We start from the raw sequence: 17,917 nt of genomic DNA on the forward strand, positions 1-17,917 counted from the left end.
TTTTGCAAAAAGAACTCTCATATTGTCCCTGATATTGATTCCACTCCCTAGATTATTGATTATTAGGCTGAAATCCATAGCTGCTGCTGTTTTATGGTTAAAACTTAGGAAATTCAAACTAATGTAAATTATTTTCATTAATACATATCCCTATGAATTTATCTACAGTCTTTGGTTATTTTACCTCACCTACCTAAACCTACCTAATTGGATGGAATTTTTCATGAAGACAGTTTTGATTGTGGAAGATGACCTGATTAATGCTCGTGTCTTTGCCAAGATTTTAACCAAACGTGCTGGTTTAGCGGTAAAACACACGGAAAATGTGGCAGAAGTTATCACCATCGCCCAATCAGGGGGAGCTGATTTGATTTTAATGGATGTTTCTCTGTCACATAGTCTTTATCAAGGTGAGTCTGTGGATGGAATCAAAATTACACAACTGTTAAAATCTCACCCCCAAACAGCAAGACTACCTGTAATTCTTGTCACCGCTCACGCTATGGAGGGCGATCGCGAGAATTTTCTCAAACAAAGTGGTGCTGATGACTATATTTCTAAGCCAGTTGTTGATCACCAGCAATTTATTGCTCAAGTTATGAATCTCCTCAATGGTAACCGGGAATCGTCTTGATCCATTGCTACTGATTGTCTGTTGGGCTAGGTGTCTCTTCTTTCGGTTCTAGAGCTGATCTAATCTCAGGTAGTTCTAAAAACTTTTTAGCATCTAACAGTAACTTTGTTCCCCAGAGATTTTCTTTGAGAAAGTCAAGATCCGCATACCTTTGATCTATTTTTAGGGCCTGTTCTCCCTTGGTTAACCCCTGTTGACTTTCACCCCGGGTGTAAAGAGCTACTGCTAACGCTAAGAGAGCTTCCGCTGCTCTCTGGTCTATGGCAATTGCTTTTTCCCATTCTTTAATGGCACCCTTTACGTCTCCCTGTTCGTATTTAATTAGACCAATGTTATTAATTGCTGGCCAGAACTTCTTGTCTTGATTAGCAGCTTGGTTAAGTTGGGCGATCGCTTCTGGTAATCTACCCAATATGTAATAGGTATTACCCAAATTAAATAATCCTTCCGGATCATTTGGTCTTAATTTTAACCCTGATTGATAGTATTTTACTGAAAGTTGATAATTTTTCTGTTGGAAATTAGCTGATCCCAGGGCAAATAAAATATCGGGATTATTGGGGTTGAGTTTTTGGGCTTGTGTCAAAGAGGCGATCGCTTCTGGGAAATCCTTTCTTTGTACATGTAACTGACTTAACAAAAACCATACTTTGTCATTTGTTGGTGCCAATTGCACGGCCATTTTAGCTCTGGGTATGGCCAGCTCAAACTGATCAAGTCGAGCCAGTTGGGCTGCTTCCTGGGCTAGTCTTAACCCTTGCTTTTCTAAATTTGCCCTATTGAGTTGTATAGCATACGGGAGAAGTGCCTGTGCTTGAACAGGATCGGGTAGACTGGATAAACCACAGACAACTAAAACAGAGATTAAACCAAGGTATTTCGGCACACTACCGCCTCTTAAGTCATAAATTAAATCTTCTTTACCATAGCTTAGACGATTTTTACCTGAAACAACATCAAAAATTCTACTCCTAGATGTAAAAAAATCACAGGGTGGGAAATTTTCACTTCCTTAAAGAAATATTACGAATTATGAACTATGATTATAAATAGACACCCATTTATCAAAAATCAGTTCCCAAGGAGAAGTTAATACTCGTACTAGCTTAGGCAAAACAAGTAAATAAAAATCACTGAAACCCAAAGGACCTATTAAATCAGACATTAATTTAATTAAAACTACAAAGAGGTGAGGACAAATGGTTAGCATAAGTAAACACGTTGAGATTCCCCTAATAGGTAAAAAAGGCCAGTATTCCTGGCGTTGGATAATAGGGATCGTGGCATCTGGGGTGTTAATATTGGGAGCAACAACCATCATAAAAGCTGGCAATTCTGAAAATCGTAAACCAGATATTACCAAACTAACGGTTCCAGTAGAAGCCAAAGATCTCACCGTGAGAATTACAGCTAGCGGTAAGGTACAACCAATACAAAGTGTCAATGTGAGTCCCAAAAACGCTGGGTTATTGGCAGAATTAAACGTAGAGCAGGGAGAAAAAGTAGAAGAGGGACAGATAATAGCCCGTATGGATGATTCAGAGATCAGAATGGGAATTTTGCAATTCCAGGCCAATTTAGAACAAGCAAAAGCGCAGTTAGCAGATGCTGAAGCAGGTAGTCGTGTTGAAGACATAGCCCAAGCTAAGGCCAGAGTGAACCAGGCAAAAGCCCAATTAGAAATAATTAGTTCAGGTAGTCGTTCCCAAGAGATTGAACAGGCAAAAGCGAGTGTAGAAGGTGCTAGGTCTCAGTTAGAACTAACCCAAGCAAGACTCAACCGATATCAAAAATTGGCTAAGGAGGGGGCAATTTCCCAAGACACCTTAGACCAGTACATCGCAGAAAATAAAAGGGCAAAATCCAACTTACGAGAAGCGGAAAAACGATTGTCCCTACAGGAAGCTGGCAATCGTGAACAGGAGATTAGAAGACAGCAAGCAGTGGTTACCCAGGAGACAGAAGGACTGAGAAAATTACAAAATGGCAGTCGTCCCCAGGAAATAGCCAGACTCACAGCAGTGGTGGAAGCAGCAAAAGCCCAATTAAAACGACAACAGGTTCAATTGGAAGATACCATTATTCGCGCTCCCTTCGCGGGAATCATTACTCAAAAATACGCCAATATCGGTGCTTTTGTTACCCCCACAACTTCCGCTTCTAGTAGTACATCAGCCACCTCCAGCTCAATTGTGGCCTTAGCAAGAGGTTTAGAAGTGTTAGCGCTAATTCCAGAAGCGGATATTGCTAGAATAAAACAGGGACAGCAAGTAGAAATCATCAGTGATGCTTATCCAAATCAGGTTTTTACAGGACGTGTTCGCCTAATAGCACCCGAAGCAGTAATAGAACAAGGTGTGACCTCCTTCCAGGTGAGGATTTTCATCGTCAATGGTGGAGATAAGTTACGATCAGGTTTAAATGTGGACGTAACCTTTTTAGGCGATCGCTTGGAAGATGCTATAACCATTCCCACAGTTGCTATTCTCACTGAAGATGGTAAGACGGGGGTATTAGTACCGGATAGTGACAATAAACCGGAGTTTAGGGAAATTAGCATTGGAGCGCAAATAAAAAATGAGACCCAGGTTTTAACAGGAATACAAACGGGAGATTTAATATTTATTAATCCCCCCAAAGACTACAAAAGCAAAAAACCAAACTAAATGAAATATTAAAACCTATGAACTTTGTAGAAACCTTACAAATGGCTGGTAAAACCCTGCTAGCAAATAAACTAAGAAGTGCCTTAACAATGCTAGGCATTATTATTGGCAACAGCTCAGTTATTATGATGGTTGGTTTAGGAGAAGGGGGACAAAGATATGTAGCCCAACAGTTAAATTCCCTAGGTCCCAATGTGTTGTTTGTAATTCCGGGGAACGAAGAAACTCAAAGGGTCTCTCGGGATGTGATTAAGACTTTAGTATATGCAGATGCTGAAGCTATTGAAACTCAAGTTCCTACTATTAAAGCAACTGCAGCAGAACTAAACAGTAGGCAAGTAGTTACCTATAAAAACAAAAATACTAATATCAACATCATTGGTACAACTCCCAATTTTTTGCAGGTGCGTAACTTTGAAGTAGCTACAGGTAGATTCTTTAATGATTTGGATATGAAACGGAGTAACCAGGTAGTAGTTATTGGGAGTAAGTTAAAACAAAAGATGTTTGGCAATCAAAATCCCATTAGTCAACAGATTAAAATAAAAAACTCCAGTTTTCAAATAATTGGTGTGTTGACAGAAAAGGGATCTAATTTAGGTGTTGACTATGATTCATCTGCGCTGGTTCCCATCATGACCTCAGCAAATCGTATAGTTGGCAAAACATCTCCCTATGGATTAGAGGTCACCTATATAACCGCTTCTGCTCAAGATGCTGATAGCGTAGATGCGGCAAAATTCCAAATTACTAATTTACTCAGACGACGCCATAAACTGGTGGGAGAAAATGACTTTACTATTCGTACCCAAAAGGATGCTTTACAAATAGTGGGTCAAATTTCCAATGCTCTGAGTTTGATGTTGGTGGGAATTGCTGGCATTTCTCTGTTTGTTGGTGGTATTGGAATCATGAATATCATGTTGGTTTCGGTAACTGAAAGAACCCAAGAAATTGGTTTGAGAAAGGCCATAGGTGCTACCCAACAAGACATTTTACTTCAGTTTATTATTGAAGCCATTATTGTTTCCGTAATTGGTGGATTAGCTGGTACAGGTATAGGAATTGGTGGATTAAGTTTAGTGTCTTCCCTAGGGATAATAGATGCTACTACTTCCCTTAGTTCCATTTTTATGACCGTAGGTATTTCTGGCGCAATCGGTCTATTTTTCGGCGTTTTCCCCGCTCGTCGTGCTGCTCAACTAGATCCTATCGTGGCTTTAAGAAGTGCTTAGAAAAAGAATATAGGATAAACTTTTATGTCTACAACCTTGATGATTAGTGACTTGGTAAATGAATCTCTGGATGGTAATTCTTGCTCTCAACCAGAGATTATCCGCTTGGAGAACATATTTAAAGTCTATGGAACTGGGGAAACAGAAGTGAAGGCCCTGAATAATATTAACCTAGTAATTAATCAAGGAGAATATTGTGCCATCATGGGTCCTTCTGGTTCCGGTAAATCTACCGCCATGAATATTATTGGTTGTTTAGACCGCCCCAGTGGTGGTAATTATTATTTAGATAATGTGAATGTTGCTGATATGAATGATCAACAGTTGGCACAAATTCGCAATCTCAAATTGGGTTTTGTTTTTCAACAATTTCATTTATTAACTCAATTGACAGCTCTAGAAAACGTCATGCTACCCATGGTTTATGCTGGTGTTAAACCTGGAGAAAGAAAAGCCAGAGCTATAGAAGCTCTGATTAGAGTGGGTTTGGAAAAACGCCTGCACAATAAACCCAATCAACTATCGGGAGGACAACAACAACGAGTGGCGATCGCTCGTGCAATTGTCAATGCTCCAGTGGTACTTTTAGCAGATGAACCAACTGGTGCTTTAGATTCTCGCACTACTCAAGAGGTGTTAGATATTTTTACTGAGTTAAATAGTACGGGAATTACTGTAATTATGGTAACTCATGAAACGGAAGTAGCTAGTCAAACTAAACGTATTGTTTGGTTTCGGGATGGTGAAGTGGTTCATTCCCATCTCACACCCGAGGAACTACATCATTTGGTGAGCAGTTGATTTATTCTTCTTTTGTTTTTAAAAACCATTTTATGGTTCTAGGTATGGAGGGGTTAGCGGTAGGGTAACCCATGGGGGCGTTGGGTTTCATACTTCAACCCAACCTACATTCATCTTATATTTAATATATTTAATTCCACCCACCCAACTTAGCTTGTGCCGGTATCTAAATACGGCTATAAATATAAAGGCGCGTGGGATACACGCCCTCAAAGCTCAATCAATGTCTTCATAGAAGAGTCGTTGAGAAGCCCACACTCACCTGTAAGGGAGTGTGTGGAGTATGTCACGATTCATCATCATAGTAATCATCTTGGGGTTTTGCTCTATATTTTGGTGTTTGGGAGCGACCACGAGGGGAGCTTCTAATGCGACGACTGACCTCATTAAATAAGTCCTCCCGCACATAAGGATAGTCACTTACCCACAAATTACGACTGGGGATGTAAATATTGCTAAACTCTTCAATTGTGCTTAAATCAGCACTGTTAGACATTACTAACATTTCTGCCACCTGACCACGGGCGATCGCCTTATGGGTGGAACGTAAGGGAGCATCAAATTCAATGCTGAACCCTGTGTTATCGCCAATTTCTAAATTGATCCGCTTTTCCCGATTTTCGATAATGACCAATTCTCCGCGATTATTGACTGTCTCCTGTTTGCCAATTACTTTTTCTGTAATCCACCAGTCTACAATCCTTCCTCGAAAAAAACCACCATATTTATAACTACGATATTTAAAATTACGAATACTCGCTTGATAAACGGGATACCATAACCAAAAAAAACCACCGAAAACACCAAAAACAAATACCAAACCAAAGTCCAATTGCAGGAGGTTTTTAATCAGCAAAATCACCACCACTGTCACCACAGAAATTAACAGTCTTTGGAGAAAATTATTGAATTTTCCCCAGTAGTATTTATACTGGTCGCCACTACCAATCAAAGGAATAATCTGTTCTAGTTTTTGCCGAGTCAGTGGAATAATCATAATCTAATCTTGCTCCCTAAACCTTGATTCCCCATCCGCAATCACAGGATTTTTTCTAATCCATATACCAATGATTTTAACTGATTAATCTTACGAATGGCTAATAAAACTCCTGGCATATAACAAGAGCGATCACTGGTATCATGACGTAGGGTGTAAATTTGACCAGCTGCACCAAAAATTACTTCCTGATGGGCAATAAGTCCAGGTAAACGCACGCTGTGAATCCTTATTCCTTCATCTGCTAAACAACCCCTCGCACCGGCAATTTTTTCCGTTTCTGTTACCTGGGGTGGGTTGAAGGTTTTACCCATATCTGCTAATAATTGGGCAGTTTGAATCGCTGTACCACTGGGTGCATCAGCTTTTTGATTGTGGTGAAGTTCAATAATTTCTACATGGTCAAAGTATTGGGATGCGGTAATTGCTGCTTGTTGTAGCAATACTATACCTATGGAGAAGTTGGGAATTATTAGACAACCTGTACTAGCTTTTTCGGCAAAGTCAGCTAAATTTTCCAGTTGTTGGGGACTTAAACCGGTGGTTCCCACCACGGGACGAATCCCATAGGCGATCGCACTGCGAACGTTATCATAAACTGCATCAGGATGGGTAAAATCAACCATTACTGGTGGTTGTAGTTGTCTTTCTCCTGCAACATAGCCCAATATGGGCTCTAATTGATTGGTGATGGGAACTTCTAGGGCTATGTTTAGACCTGCTAATTCTCCAGCGTCTTTTCCTTGGTGTTCTGGGGAGGTATCAATAGCACCCATCAGGGTCATATCTGATGCTTGGGATATGGCTTTGATCACTTCCCTACCCATTTTTCCTCCAGCACCATTGACGATAACTGGGATGGTTGATTGATTGGTCATATTTTTTTGATCTTGTCTCCAAAAATTGGTTTTTGCTCATTCCACATTCTACAATTATGCCCAATAATTGGAATCTTGGATTTGGAAACTGCTGAAGGGACACTCCTCGGGAAAGTCTTGGTCGTCTAATCCTGTTTCTCTAATGGCTAGGTCTTTACCATCTAACCAAGCTTCTTCTAAGGCTTCATTCCATTTATTTTTCAAACCGGGATTTCGCTCCAGTAAACGGTCGATTTTCCGTCTCTGTTCCCGAATGGTGGCTTTCCAGCTGTTGCTCCTATTAGCGGGTTGATATTTCCATTTCAGCAAATGACCGATCAGAATGCTCAACCGGGAACTTAGTTGGTCATAATGGCGGTTTCCCAAATCGCCAATCTCCTCTGCTAGATGTTGCCAATCTAAACTATTGATTTGGCGATTTAATAGAGCTTGGGACTGTTCCTGAGTCCATGTATAAAAGTCTGTTTCATACAGCATATCGGCTTTTCTGTTTCCAGTTCCTTACTCCTAGTCTAAAATAGTATCTTAATTCTATTCACTTTCTTTCAACTTCATGAACAAAAAATTCCTGTTGACTTTGCTGTCTAGCCCAGTCTTGTTTACATCTGTTATCACTACGGTGATGATCGCTCAACCAGTTCATGCTAGTCCTACTATCACCTCCGGTAAAACTCGTCTCTCCTGCGTGCGATCGCCTCATTCACCTACTACTGGCAAACAAATATGTATACAGATCCCGGAAGCTACCTCTCCTCCAAAGTCTGAATCAATAGTAATAGCCATCTCACAGCCTGACCAATCAGCAACGGATGAGTTTGTTCTGACTGATGCAGAAAGTGATGAAGCTATTCAGCTATTTGGCTGTGATTGTCCCGTTTGTATTCGAGCTATACGTCAGTTACATGGATTAGCTCCTGGACCGCTTTAAACTATGTTTTCCCCTATTCGGTTGATCCCTATCAACCGATTTTTAACAGGTAGGACATACAGTTCCCCATGAGGAAATATACCACTAACATGGCTGCTGCTGCTACAGCAACCAATGCACCCGCTAACATCAGGGAAAATTCCTTGTTCTCTATGGCCTTCTCCATTAGGTGGAGCGACCAAGCTACCAGTGCTACATCAAAAATTAGAATAGGAATCAACATAATTCTTAATATTTCTTAATACTAGTCAACTAATATTAACACTGTTTTTGAGAACTGTGTCTGACTTTGGTCAGAGATATACCTGGTTGCCAAGAGCGGGATTAACACGGTAAGCGGATGGGAACAGATTGTTCTTGCAAATAATTTTTAATTTGCGCAATGCTTAAATGTCCATAATGCAGTATGGATGCTAATAAGGCGGCTTCGGCTTGTCCTAGAGTTAGAGCTTGGTGAATATGCTGACAATTGCCAGCTCCACCAGAAGCAATGACGGGAATTTCCACAGCTTGGGCGATCGCTCTGGTTAATTCCAGGTCATAGCCAGCTTGAGTACCATCCGCATCCATACTAGTTACTAACAGTTCACCAGCCCCCCTTTTTTCAACTTCCTGTGCCCAGGATAAAGCATCTATGCCTGTATTTTCCCTACCACCTCGCACGTACACATCCCAACCCGTAGAGTTAGGTTCAACTCTCCTTCGCGCATCAATGGCTACCACAATACACTGATTTCCAAAGCGATCGCTCGCCTCATTAATCAAGTGTGGATTGCGGACAGCTGCTGAATTAATACTAACTTTATCAGCTCCCGCTCGTAACAAATCTTTAACATTTTCTAATGTTTGAACACCTCCTCCCACAGTCAAGGGAATAAAAACCTGGTCAGCAGTTCGGTAAACTACATCAATAATAGTATCACGGTCTTCGTGAGTAGCTGTAATATCTAAAAATACTAATTCATCAGCACCAGCTTCATCGTAAATCCTAGCCAGCTCTACTGGATCTCCAGCATCCTTCAAGTCAACAAAATTGACACCTTTCACAACTCGTCCAGCCTTGACATCTAAACAAGGTAAAATTCTTTTAGATAGCATAGTAATTTCTCTGTCTTTTGATAACTGTTGGCCTAGTCGTTGGCAAAATTGTTGTTGGGTTATAAACTGGACATTCTACTGTATCCATTTTTTCGGTAAATGCTAACTGGTAGTACTAGTTCACGTAAAAAACCAATTCTTCACAAAGATTTTCCCACCTGTATGCTGGTTGGCTAGTCGCTTATTTTTAGTTCTATTTACCTTGATCTAATGAACTATTGCCTGACCAAGAGTGGAAATTTGTAATTTAAACAAATCACAATAATACAATGCCTGCTTATACTTAGCTATTTACAGATACATCTCAACAACCTCGTATAAAAACAGACAAAGCCTTCCAATAGGAAGGAGCTTGGGTGGGTAGTCCAGCCAATTATGCTCGTCATGCCATATTGATTGGTTACTCGTTTTAGTTTAAACTTTGAGACCACTGTTTAGGTGAAAAAATCAACTGAGTTATTATAGAGGAAAAAGCAATCTTTAGGAAAGCTAAATTTCCAAATTCCAGTCCCTAGCTTAAGACAGCTTAATTATGGCCATAATCTCGTCAAAAAAGGAGCCCTCCGAATCTGGGGGAAAGCCGAAAAAGCACCGAGGAGTAGCGAAACCGAGGGTAGAAAAAGTTTCCTCCGAGGAAAAGATTCTGCAACAGGAAGCAACCGTGGGTGAAGATGATAAACAGGAGGATAGCATTCGTCCCCGACGTTTTGCAGATTACATTGGACAGCAGGATTTAAAAGATGTACTAGATATTGCCATTAAAGCGGCTAAATCTAGGGGTGATGTGATGGATCACTTGCTATTGTATGGTCCTGCGGGTTTAGGTAAGACCACTATGGCTATGATTTTGGCTTCAGAGATGGGGGTAAACTATAAAATTACTAGTGCGCCAGCTTTAGAGCGTCCCAGAGATATAGTGGGGTTATTGGTGAACCTGAAAGCAGGGGATGTGTTGTTTATTGACGAAATACATAGACTTTCTCGTATGACTGAAGAAATTTTGTACCCAGCCATGGAGGATTATCGTTTAGACGTGACCATTGGTAAAGGATCCGGAGCCAAAGTACGAACCATACCGCTATCAAAATTTACCTTGGTGGGAGCCACAACTCGCGTGGGAGCTTTAACTTCTCCCCTGCGAGATCGGTTTGGACTGGTGCAAAAACTGCGCTTTTATCAGGTAGAAGAACTGAGTCAAATTGTTTTGCGTAGTGCAGAGGTTTTACAAACTATAGTGAATTTAGAAGGGGCCACGGAAATTGCTAAACGCTCCCGGGGTACACCGAGAATAGCCAATAGATTACTCAAGCGAGTGCGTGATTATGCTATAGTTAAATCCCGTCCTCAAATTGATCAACCTACTGCTGCAGAAGCATTAACCCTATTTCAAGTAGATCCCTGTGGTTTGGACTGGACCGATAGAAAAATGCTCACTGTAATTATTGAAAATTTCCATGGTGGTCCTGTGGGTTTAGAAACCTTGGCCGCTGCTACGGGGGAAGATACACAGACTATAGAAGAGGTTTATGAACCATATTTAATGCAAATAGGGTATTTAAGTCGCACACCACGGGGGAGGGTGGTTACAAGTGCTGCATATCAACATCTTGGTTTTCAGCTGAATAGTGAACAGTTATCATTTTTATAACTAGGGAGGCACAATTATTTGTAGGATGGGTTGAGGGTAGGGTAACCCATGGGGGCGTTGGGTTTCATATTAAACTCAACCTGCGTTGATCTTATATTTAATTCCACCCACCCACTTAGATCCCGGTCAACATATTATTGATTTATTGGCAGTGTTGTATATGACAGAAAATTAAATGACTAAGAAAAAGAATACTATTTTGAGTCTGTTAACAATTTTGTTGGTAAGCTTATTACTAACTCTAAGTAATTGCTTACCAGTAGTAGCAGAAACAAGTCACATTACAGCACAAGAGTTAGAGTTGGGAGATGAGTTAGCAACCCAAGCATTTGCTGCAACTGACAAGGGTGATTTTGCCACCGCTGAAAAATATTGGACTGAAATTATTGAGAGATTCCCCACCAATGCGGGTGCATGGAGTAATCGGGGTAATTCCCGGGTTAGTCAAAATAAATTAGAAGCAGCATTAACTGATTATAATCAGGCCATTAAATTAGCTCCCAATGTGACAGATCCTTACCTAAATAGAGGTACAGCTTTAGAAGGATTGGGCAAATGGCAAGAGGCGATCGCTGATTATAATCATGTTTTAGAATTAGACCCCCAAGATGCTATGGCATATAATAATCGCGGTAATGCTAAAACAGGACTAGGAAAATGGCAAGAGGCGATCGCCGATTATCAAAAAGCCACACAAATAGCACCTAATTTTGCCTTTGCTCGTGCAAACTATGCTTTAGCCATGTATGAAATTGGGAAAAAAGAGCAAGCGGAAAGAGAAATGAGAAATATAGTTCGTAAATATCCCCGATTTGCTGATATGCGTGCCGCTTTAACCGCCACCTATTGGGTAGGGGGTAAAAAAGGGGAAGCAGAAAGTAACTGGGTAGCAGCTTACGGATTAGACACCAGATATAAGGATATTAACTGGGTGAGAAATATCCGCAGATGGCCACCAAGTTTAGTAGCAGCGTTGGACAGGTTTTTAAAACTGGATTAGGGCTGGATTAAGTTTAAGTTAGGGGGGAATGGGGAAAAAGGGTTGATTGCAAATCCTCATAACTGCCTTCAAATACGCACTTACCATATAATGGACATCGAGAACAATATACTCCTTTTGTATAGCGTTCTAGATTTTCTCGATTAAAGAAATAGGGCTTGTGACTGAAAGTACTAGCCACCCATTGCCAAGACATATTATTACTTGCTGGGTCTCCATCTAACAAATGCTGCAAAAACCATTTAGCTCCCGCTTGCCATTGAATTTTTCTCCAGTGAATAATATAACTTGCCAACCACATTCTGATATGATTGTGGAGATAACCTGTCACTCGTAATTCTTGACTAAAACTATCAATACAGACCAGTCCAGTTTTACCTTCCTGAATATCTTCCGGGAGGGTATGGGAGTAATCTCCCCTGTGATAACCCGTTTTGTATTCTTCTTGATTTTCCCAAATACCCTTGCCTAACTTCATGTATAATCTTTGCCAGTAGTCCCGCCATCCCAGTTCATTAATTAACTTGCTTCCATCTTCTGAATTTTCCACTGTGTTAAGAATATACTCCCTCACTTCTCGCAAACTCAAAACACCATGACGAATATAGGGTGATAACCTAGTTACTGCTCCAGTCAAGTAATTGCGTGTTTTTGCGTACAATACGGCATTTACCTTTTCTAGTTGTTCCACTGCTGCTTTTCTACCCCCAGAAGTTCCACTGATATAATCGCCTGTTTGTGCAGCTTGAGGGAATTGTTCCCGTATATAAGTTACTAACTCTTCTCGATTAGCGAAGTCCCGTAACATAGTTTTTGCCTACTCATTTTGCTTAATTATCCACCATGAGTGATATTCCTCAAATTGGAAAACCCGCACCTGATTTTGCTAAGCTAGACCAAGATGAGAACCTAGTTAGCTTATACCAGATCAATCAGTGGGTGGTTCTATATTTTTACCCGAAAGATGACACCCCGGGATGTACTATGGAAGCCAAGGAGTTTACCGAATTGGCATCAGAATTTATTGATTTGGATGGGAAAGTTATAGGAGTCAGTCCAGACTCCAGTAAGTCCCATTGTAAATTCATCACCAAGCATAACCTGGCAATTACCCTGTTAACAGATCCTGAACATCAGTTAATAGAAACCTACGGTGCGTGGAGAATGAAGAAATTCATGGGAAAAGAATATATGGGGGTTGCTCGTTCCACCTTCTTAATCGCACCCGATAAAATCATTGCCTATTCCTGGCCAAATGCTAAGAGCAAGGGTCATGCCCAAACAGTATTAAAAAAATTGCAAGAACTCAAAAACTAAGACCCAATTTGATGTAGTTTGATTTAATTAATCGTTGAGAGAAAATATGTCCATTCGTCCCATTTACCTGGATTCCCATGCTACTACTCCCCTAGATGAAAGAGTATTAAATGCTATGATTCCGTACTTTACAGAAAAGTTTGGTAATCCTGCTAGTAATAGTCATGTTTACGGTTGGGAAGGTCAAGCAGCAGTAAAAAGGACCAGAGAAGTTTTGTCTACCGCAATTAACTGCACTCCTGAAGAAATAGTCTTCACCAGTGGTGCAACGGAAGCCAATAATTTAGCGATTAAGGGTGTAGCAGAAGCATACTTTTCTAAAGGTCAACATATAGTTACCGTTGCTACAGAGCATAAAGCAGTATTAGACACTTGTGAATATTTAAAAACCATAGGTTTTGAACTAACTATTCTTCCCGTCGAAAAAGATGGACTAATTGATTTAGAAAAATTAGAAAAGTCTTTACGTGCCGATACTATATTAGTGTCTGTTATGGCTGCCAATAATGAAATTGGGGTTTTACAACCATTAAGTGAGATTGGGAGGATTTGTCACCAACAGGGAGTGATATTTCATACTGATGCTGCACAAGCCATTGGCAAGATTTCCTTAGATGTGGAAGCATTGAATATTGATTTAATGTCTTTAACCGCTCATAAGGTTTATGGTCCCAAGGGAATTGGAGCTTTATATGTCCGCAGAAAGAATCCTAGGGTAAAACTAGCACCCCAACAGCACGGTGGAGGTCATGAAAGGGGGATGCGTTCAGGAACCCTCTATACACCCCAAATAGTGGGTTTTGGCAAGGCTATAGAAATTGCCCTGGAAGAACAGGAAACAGAGAATTTTCGCCTGGAAACCCTTAGAGAAAGACTATGGAAACAGATATCTAAAGTGGGGGGAATTCACCTGAATGGACACCCCAGCAAAAGACTAGCAGGAAATTTGAATATTAGTGTGGAAGGTATTGATGGAGCAGCACTGTCCTTAGGACTCCAACCAGTAGTAGCTGTCTCTTCCGGTTCTGCTTGTTCTTCCCATCATGTTGCACCTTCTTATGTTCTTACCGCTTTAGGATACCCGGAAGAATTAGCCCATGCTTCAGTGCGATTTGGTATTGGTAGATTTAATACGGCAGAACAGATAGATGAAGTAGCAGCTCATTTTTTGAAAACTGTGGAAAGTTTAAGATTTAACTCAGTAGTAACTTGCTAAGACTTAAGTGGGTGGGTAGACCCATAAATTATAAAAGCCCCTGTTTTTCAACAAGGGCTAACACTTCAGCTGACACTTCAAATACAAAACTAGGAAATTCTAGTCAAGATCATTCATGTAGTATGCTGGTTCGTTTTCACGGTCCAGTCCTTTCTCAAAACCACCAGCAGCTGCACGAGCGCGTCCTGCGTGCCACAGGTGACCAATGAGGAAGAAGAAACCTAATACAAAGTGAGAAGTAGCCAACCATGCACGAGGAGATACATAGTTAAAAGAGTTGATTTCAGTAGCTACACCACCTACAGAGTTCAAAGAACCCAGGGGAGCATGAGTCATGTATTCAGCAGCACGACGAGCTTGCCAAGGCTGAATATCATTCTTGATCTTCTCTAGGTCAAGACCATTGGGACCACGAAGGGGTTCTAACCAAGGACCACGGAAATCCCAGAAACGCATGGTTTCACCACCAAAGATGATTTCACCAGTGGGAGAACGCATCAGGTACTTACCTAAACCTGTAGGACCTTGAGCAGAACCTACGTTAGCACCTAACCGTTGGTCACGAATTAGAAATGTTAAAGCTTGTGCTTGAGAAGCTTCAGGACCTGTAGGACCGAAGAACTCACTGGGGTACGCAGTGTTGTTATACCAAACCATAACGGAAGCAATAAAGCCCATCATGGATAAAGCACCCAAACTGTAAGACAGGTAAGCTTCACCAGACCAAATAAAAGCACGACGTGCCCAGGCAAAAGGTTTGGTGAAAATGTGCCAGATACCACCGGAAATACAAATGAAGGCAATCCAGATATGACCACCAATGATATCTTCCATGTTATCTACGCTGATAATCCAACCTTCACCACCAAAGGGAGCTTTGATTAAATAACCAAAGATCACCGCTGGATTAAGGGTAGGGTTAGTAATTATGCGTACATCTCCACCACCGGGAGCCCAAGTATCATAGACTCCACCAAAGAACATGGCTTTCAGTACCAACAACAACGCTCCACATCCGAGGATGATCAGGTGGAAACCAATGATGTTGGTCATTTTGTTCTTGTCTTTCCAGTCATAACCAAAGAAGGAGGAATACTCCTCTAAGGTTTCAGGACCGCGTACAGCGTGGTAAATACCGCCAAAACCCAAAACAGCAGAAGAAATTAGGTGCAATACCCCAGCTACAAAGTAGGGGAAGGTATCTATAACTTCACCACCGGTGGTCACACCCCAACCCAGGGTAGCTAGGTGAGGTAACAGAATTAGCCCTTGTTCATACATGGGCTTTTCTGGGACAAAGTGAGCAACCTCAAATAAGGTCATTGCTCCGGCCCAGAATACAATCAAACCAGCATGGGCCACATGGGCACCAAGTAGTTTACCGGAAAGGTTGATTAAACGTGCATTACCTGACCACCAAGCAAAGCCGCTGCTTTCTTGGTCACGGCCAGCACCTACAACGGATCTATTAGAGAGCGTTACCACGTGGTAGTACCTCCTCTGGGAATACGAACTGTTCGTGGGGTTGGTCTTGAGGCGCCATCCAAGCTCGGATACCCTCGTTTAATAAAATGTTCTTGGTATAGAATGTTTCAAACTCTGGATCTTCTGCTGCCCGTAGTTCTTGGGATACGAAGTCATAAGCTCGCAGGTTTAATGCTAAACCTACAATCCCTACAGCACTCATCCACAATCCGGTAACGGGTACAAACAACATGAAGAAGTGTAACCAGCGCTTGTTGGAAAAAGCAATCCCGAAAATCTGTGACCAGAAACGGTTTGCTGTCACCATGGAGTAGGTTTCTTCCGATTGGGTAGGATTGAATGCGGGGAAGGTGTTGGAACCTTCGCCATCTTCAAATAGGGTGTTTTCTACTGTTGCACCATGGATAGCACATAGTAAAGCTCCACCTAAAATTCCTGCTACACCCATCATGTGGAAGGGATTTAAGGTCCAGTTGTGGAAACCTTGGAGGAATAATAGGAACCGGAATATGGCTGCTACGCCAAAACTGGGTGCAAAGAACCAGCTGGATTGTCCCAATGGGTACATCAAGAAAACGCTGACAAATACGGCAATCGGACCGGAAAATGCCAGGGCGTTATAAGGACGAATACCTACTAGTCTAGCAATTTCAAATTGACGCAACATGAAGCCAATTAATCCAAAGGCACCATGTAAAGCAACAAAGGGCCACAAACCACCTAGTTGACACCAGCGGGTAAAATCACCCTGAGCTTCTGGACCCCACAGGAATAATAGGGAGTGTCCCATACTGTCTGCAGGGGTGGATACTGCTACTGTCAAGAAGTTAGCTCCTTCTAAGTAGGAGGAGGCTAAACCATGGGTGTACCAAGATGTAACAAAAGTAGTACCGGTTAACCAACCGCCTAATGCTAGGAAGGCACAAGGAAATAGTAATACTCCTGACCAACCTACAAATACAAAGCGATCGCGTTTTAACCAGTCGTCTAGTACGTCAAACCACCCTCTAGAGGGGGCGCGTCCAACTGCGATGGTCATGGAAAAATCCTCTTGTTTACTAAAATTGCTACGTTTTTAAGGATGCTGTGGGAAGGGTTATTTCCTCAGCATGGTGAATTAAACGTTTTTTTAGAGTCTTGACTCTACCAGTATACGGTAGAAATTATGAGATTGAACCATTCAATTTGGGTGTTTCTCATAAATTATGCCAGGACTGTTGCCACTACCTGGTTATTTAGGTGATGACAACTTAATGATTCTTAACTTATCACATTATGGAAAATTTTGGGTTGAAAATTTTGTTTTTGATATTGGAGCAATAGGTGGGACATACATAATTATTGTCAGTCGTTGTGTTAAGATGTTTTGTTGGTGAGTTCTGGAAACTGAGCACCTACGTGAGCAACTAGCTTTAAGTATTTCAAATGACATCATCAACAGTGACTGACAAAGGTGAAATTTCCCTACATCAAAACGTTCTCGGTTCCCGACGATTGAGTAATTACTCCTGGGCAACTATTGTTACTTTAGGAGCATCCGGCTTTTCATTAGCCAGCATTTCTAGCTATTTAAAAGTTAATCTACTGATTGTCACTGATGCAACTGAGCTAATATTTGTCCCTCAAGGACTAGTGATGGGAATATATGGAATAGCGGGTATACTTTTAGCCTTATATTTATGGCTAGTAATTTTGTGGGATGTAGGTGGTGGTTATAATGAATTTAATCAGGAAACTGGTAAGTTCAAAATCTTTCGTTGGGGGTTTCCTGGCAAAGACCGCCAAATTGCCATTGAAAGCTCTATACGAGATATACAGTCTGTTCGCATTTCTATTAAAGAAGGTCTCAATCCTCAACGAGCACTTTATCTCAAGGTCAAGGCGAGAAGGGATATTCCCTTGACTCGTGTTGGTCAACCCCTATCCTTATCAGAGTTGGAAACTCAAGGGGCTCAATTGGCTCGTTTTCTGGGCGTTCCCTTGGAAGGACTCTAATTATTCGTCCTATACTCAT

Annotated in this window: 19 protein-coding genes; 10 read left to right on the forward strand and 9 right to left on the reverse strand. The window is 41.3% G+C overall.

Going from position 1 to position 17,917, the window contains the following annotated elements; genetic code table 11:
* Positions 1-223: 223 nt before the first annotated feature.
* Positions 224-634 carry a response regulator gene (locus ASL19_RS05955; protein ID WP_057177629.1) on the forward strand — a complete coding sequence of 137 codons (411 nt, stop codon included), beginning with the start codon at positions 224-226 and terminating at the stop codon, positions 632-634.
* A gap of 7 nt (positions 635-641) precedes the next feature.
* Here ASL19_RS05955 and ASL19_RS05960 read toward each other — a convergent pair whose 3' ends face one another.
* Positions 642-1,520: a tetratricopeptide repeat protein gene (locus ASL19_RS05960; RefSeq protein ID WP_057177630.1), complete on the reverse strand. Its 879-nt coding sequence runs from the start codon at positions 1,518-1,520 to the stop codon at positions 642-644.
* A gap of 313 nt (positions 1,521-1,833) precedes the next feature.
* Here ASL19_RS05960 and ASL19_RS05970 point away from each other — a divergent pair, with 313 nt between their 5' ends.
* Genes ASL19_RS05970 through ASL19_RS05980 form a run of 3 tightly spaced genes read left to right on the forward strand, consistent with a single transcriptional unit; the run spans position 1,834 to position 5,336 of the window.
* Positions 1,834-3,300 (forward strand): efflux RND transporter periplasmic adaptor subunit, encoded by a 1,467-nt coding sequence (locus ASL19_RS05970; RefSeq protein ID WP_057177632.1) that lies wholly within the window; start codon positions 1,834-1,836, stop codon positions 3,298-3,300.
* A 17-nt stretch (positions 3,301-3,317) separates the two neighbouring features.
* Entirely contained in the window at positions 3,318-4,535 is a 1,218-nt protein-coding gene (locus ASL19_RS05975) for an ABC transporter permease (RefSeq protein WP_057177633.1), read from the forward strand.
* A 24-nt stretch (positions 4,536-4,559) separates the two neighbouring features.
* Positions 4,560-5,336 carry an ABC transporter ATP-binding protein gene (locus tag ASL19_RS05980; RefSeq protein WP_057177634.1) on the forward strand — a complete coding sequence of 259 codons (777 nt, stop codon included), beginning with the start codon at positions 4,560-4,562 and terminating at the stop codon, positions 5,334-5,336.
* A 286-nt stretch (positions 5,337-5,622) separates the two neighbouring features.
* Here ASL19_RS05980 and ASL19_RS05985 read toward each other — a convergent pair whose 3' ends face one another.
* From ASL19_RS05985 to ASL19_RS05995, 3 genes are read right to left on the reverse strand one after another with little or no spacing between them, the layout of a single operon-like run.
* Positions 5,623-6,333, reverse strand: coding sequence for a hypothetical protein (locus tag ASL19_RS05985; RefSeq protein ID WP_057177635.1), 711 nt, complete (start codon positions 6,331-6,333; stop codon positions 5,623-5,625).
* Between the two features lie 41 nt (positions 6,334-6,374).
* Positions 6,375-7,211, reverse strand: a complete 837-nt coding sequence (dapB, locus tag ASL19_RS05990; protein ID WP_057177636.1) for a 4-hydroxy-tetrahydrodipicolinate reductase — start codon at positions 7,209-7,211, stop codon at positions 6,375-6,377.
* 54 nt (positions 7,212-7,265) lie between these two features.
* Positions 7,266-7,688: a DUF29 domain-containing protein gene (locus ASL19_RS05995; RefSeq protein WP_006278230.1), complete on the reverse strand. Its 423-nt coding sequence runs from the start codon at positions 7,686-7,688 to the stop codon at positions 7,266-7,268.
* Between the two features lie 76 nt (positions 7,689-7,764).
* Between ASL19_RS05995 and ASL19_RS16655 the strand changes: the two genes are divergently transcribed.
* Entirely contained in the window at positions 7,765-8,139 is a 375-nt protein-coding gene (locus tag ASL19_RS16655; protein ID WP_072149096.1) for a hypothetical protein, read from the forward strand.
* Positions 8,140-8,170: 31 nt separating this feature from the next.
* On the opposite strand, the gene ASL19_RS06000 is transcribed toward ASL19_RS16655, so the two are convergent.
* On the reverse strand, positions 8,171-8,362 hold the full coding sequence (locus ASL19_RS06000) for a hypothetical protein (protein ID WP_057177637.1): 192 nt from the start codon (positions 8,360-8,362) through the stop codon (positions 8,171-8,173).
* A gap of 101 nt (positions 8,363-8,463) precedes the next feature.
* Positions 8,464-9,237 carry an imidazole glycerol phosphate synthase subunit HisF gene (gene hisF, locus ASL19_RS06005; RefSeq protein WP_057177638.1) on the reverse strand — a complete coding sequence of 258 codons (774 nt, stop codon included), beginning with the start codon at positions 9,235-9,237 and terminating at the stop codon, positions 8,464-8,466.
* 532 nt (positions 9,238-9,769) lie between these two features.
* Here hisF and ruvB point away from each other — a divergent pair.
* A complete protein-coding gene (ruvB, locus tag ASL19_RS06010) occupies positions 9,770-10,885 on the forward strand; it encodes a Holliday junction branch migration DNA helicase RuvB (protein ID WP_057177639.1) in 1,116 nt (371 codons plus the stop codon).
* Between the two features lie 175 nt (positions 10,886-11,060).
* On the forward strand, positions 11,061-11,885 hold the full coding sequence (locus tag ASL19_RS06015; RefSeq protein ID WP_369806387.1) for a tetratricopeptide repeat protein: 825 nt from the start codon (positions 11,061-11,063) through the stop codon (positions 11,883-11,885).
* A 13-nt stretch (positions 11,886-11,898) separates the two neighbouring features.
* Here the strand turns inward: ASL19_RS06015 and ASL19_RS06020 are convergent, their stop codons facing one another.
* Positions 11,899-12,693, reverse strand: coding sequence for an FAD-binding domain-containing protein (locus ASL19_RS06020; protein WP_057177640.1), 795 nt, complete (start codon positions 12,691-12,693; stop codon positions 11,899-11,901).
* A 35-nt stretch (positions 12,694-12,728) separates the two neighbouring features.
* Here ASL19_RS06020 and ASL19_RS06025 point away from each other — a divergent pair, with 35 nt between their 5' ends.
* Both ASL19_RS06025 and ASL19_RS06030 read left to right on the forward strand, forming a co-directional pair.
* Positions 12,729-13,202, forward strand: a complete 474-nt coding sequence (locus tag ASL19_RS06025; RefSeq protein WP_057177641.1) for a peroxiredoxin — start codon at positions 12,729-12,731, stop codon at positions 13,200-13,202.
* A gap of 46 nt (positions 13,203-13,248) precedes the next feature.
* Positions 13,249-14,418 carry a cysteine desulfurase family protein gene (locus ASL19_RS06030; protein ID WP_057177642.1) on the forward strand — a complete coding sequence of 390 codons (1,170 nt, stop codon included), beginning with the start codon at positions 13,249-13,251 and terminating at the stop codon, positions 14,416-14,418.
* 99 nt (positions 14,419-14,517) lie between these two features.
* Here the strand turns inward: ASL19_RS06030 and psbC are convergent, their stop codons facing one another.
* Entirely contained in the window at positions 14,518-15,903 is a 1,386-nt protein-coding gene (gene psbC, locus ASL19_RS06035) for a photosystem II reaction center protein CP43 (protein ID WP_057177643.1), read from the reverse strand.
* Complete coding sequence (gene psbD / locus ASL19_RS06040) at positions 15,887-16,942, reverse strand: photosystem II D2 protein (photosystem q(a) protein) (protein WP_006276274.1); 1,056 nt, start codon at positions 16,940-16,942, stop codon at positions 15,887-15,889. Before psbD ends, psbC begins: the two co-directional genes overlap by 17 nt.
* Before the next feature lie 386 nt (positions 16,943-17,328).
* Here psbD and ASL19_RS06050 point away from each other — a divergent pair, with 386 nt between their 5' ends.
* Positions 17,329-17,898 (forward strand): photosystem I assembly protein Ycf4, encoded by a 570-nt coding sequence (locus ASL19_RS06050; protein ID WP_057177645.1) that lies wholly within the window; start codon positions 17,329-17,331, stop codon positions 17,896-17,898.
* Positions 17,899-17,917 lie beyond the last annotated feature (19 nt).

The sequence above is a fragment of the Cylindrospermopsis sp. CR12 genome, assembly GCF_001432185.1.
GTDB lineage: Bacteria > Cyanobacteriota > Cyanobacteriia > Cyanobacteriales > Nostocaceae > Raphidiopsis > Raphidiopsis raciborskii.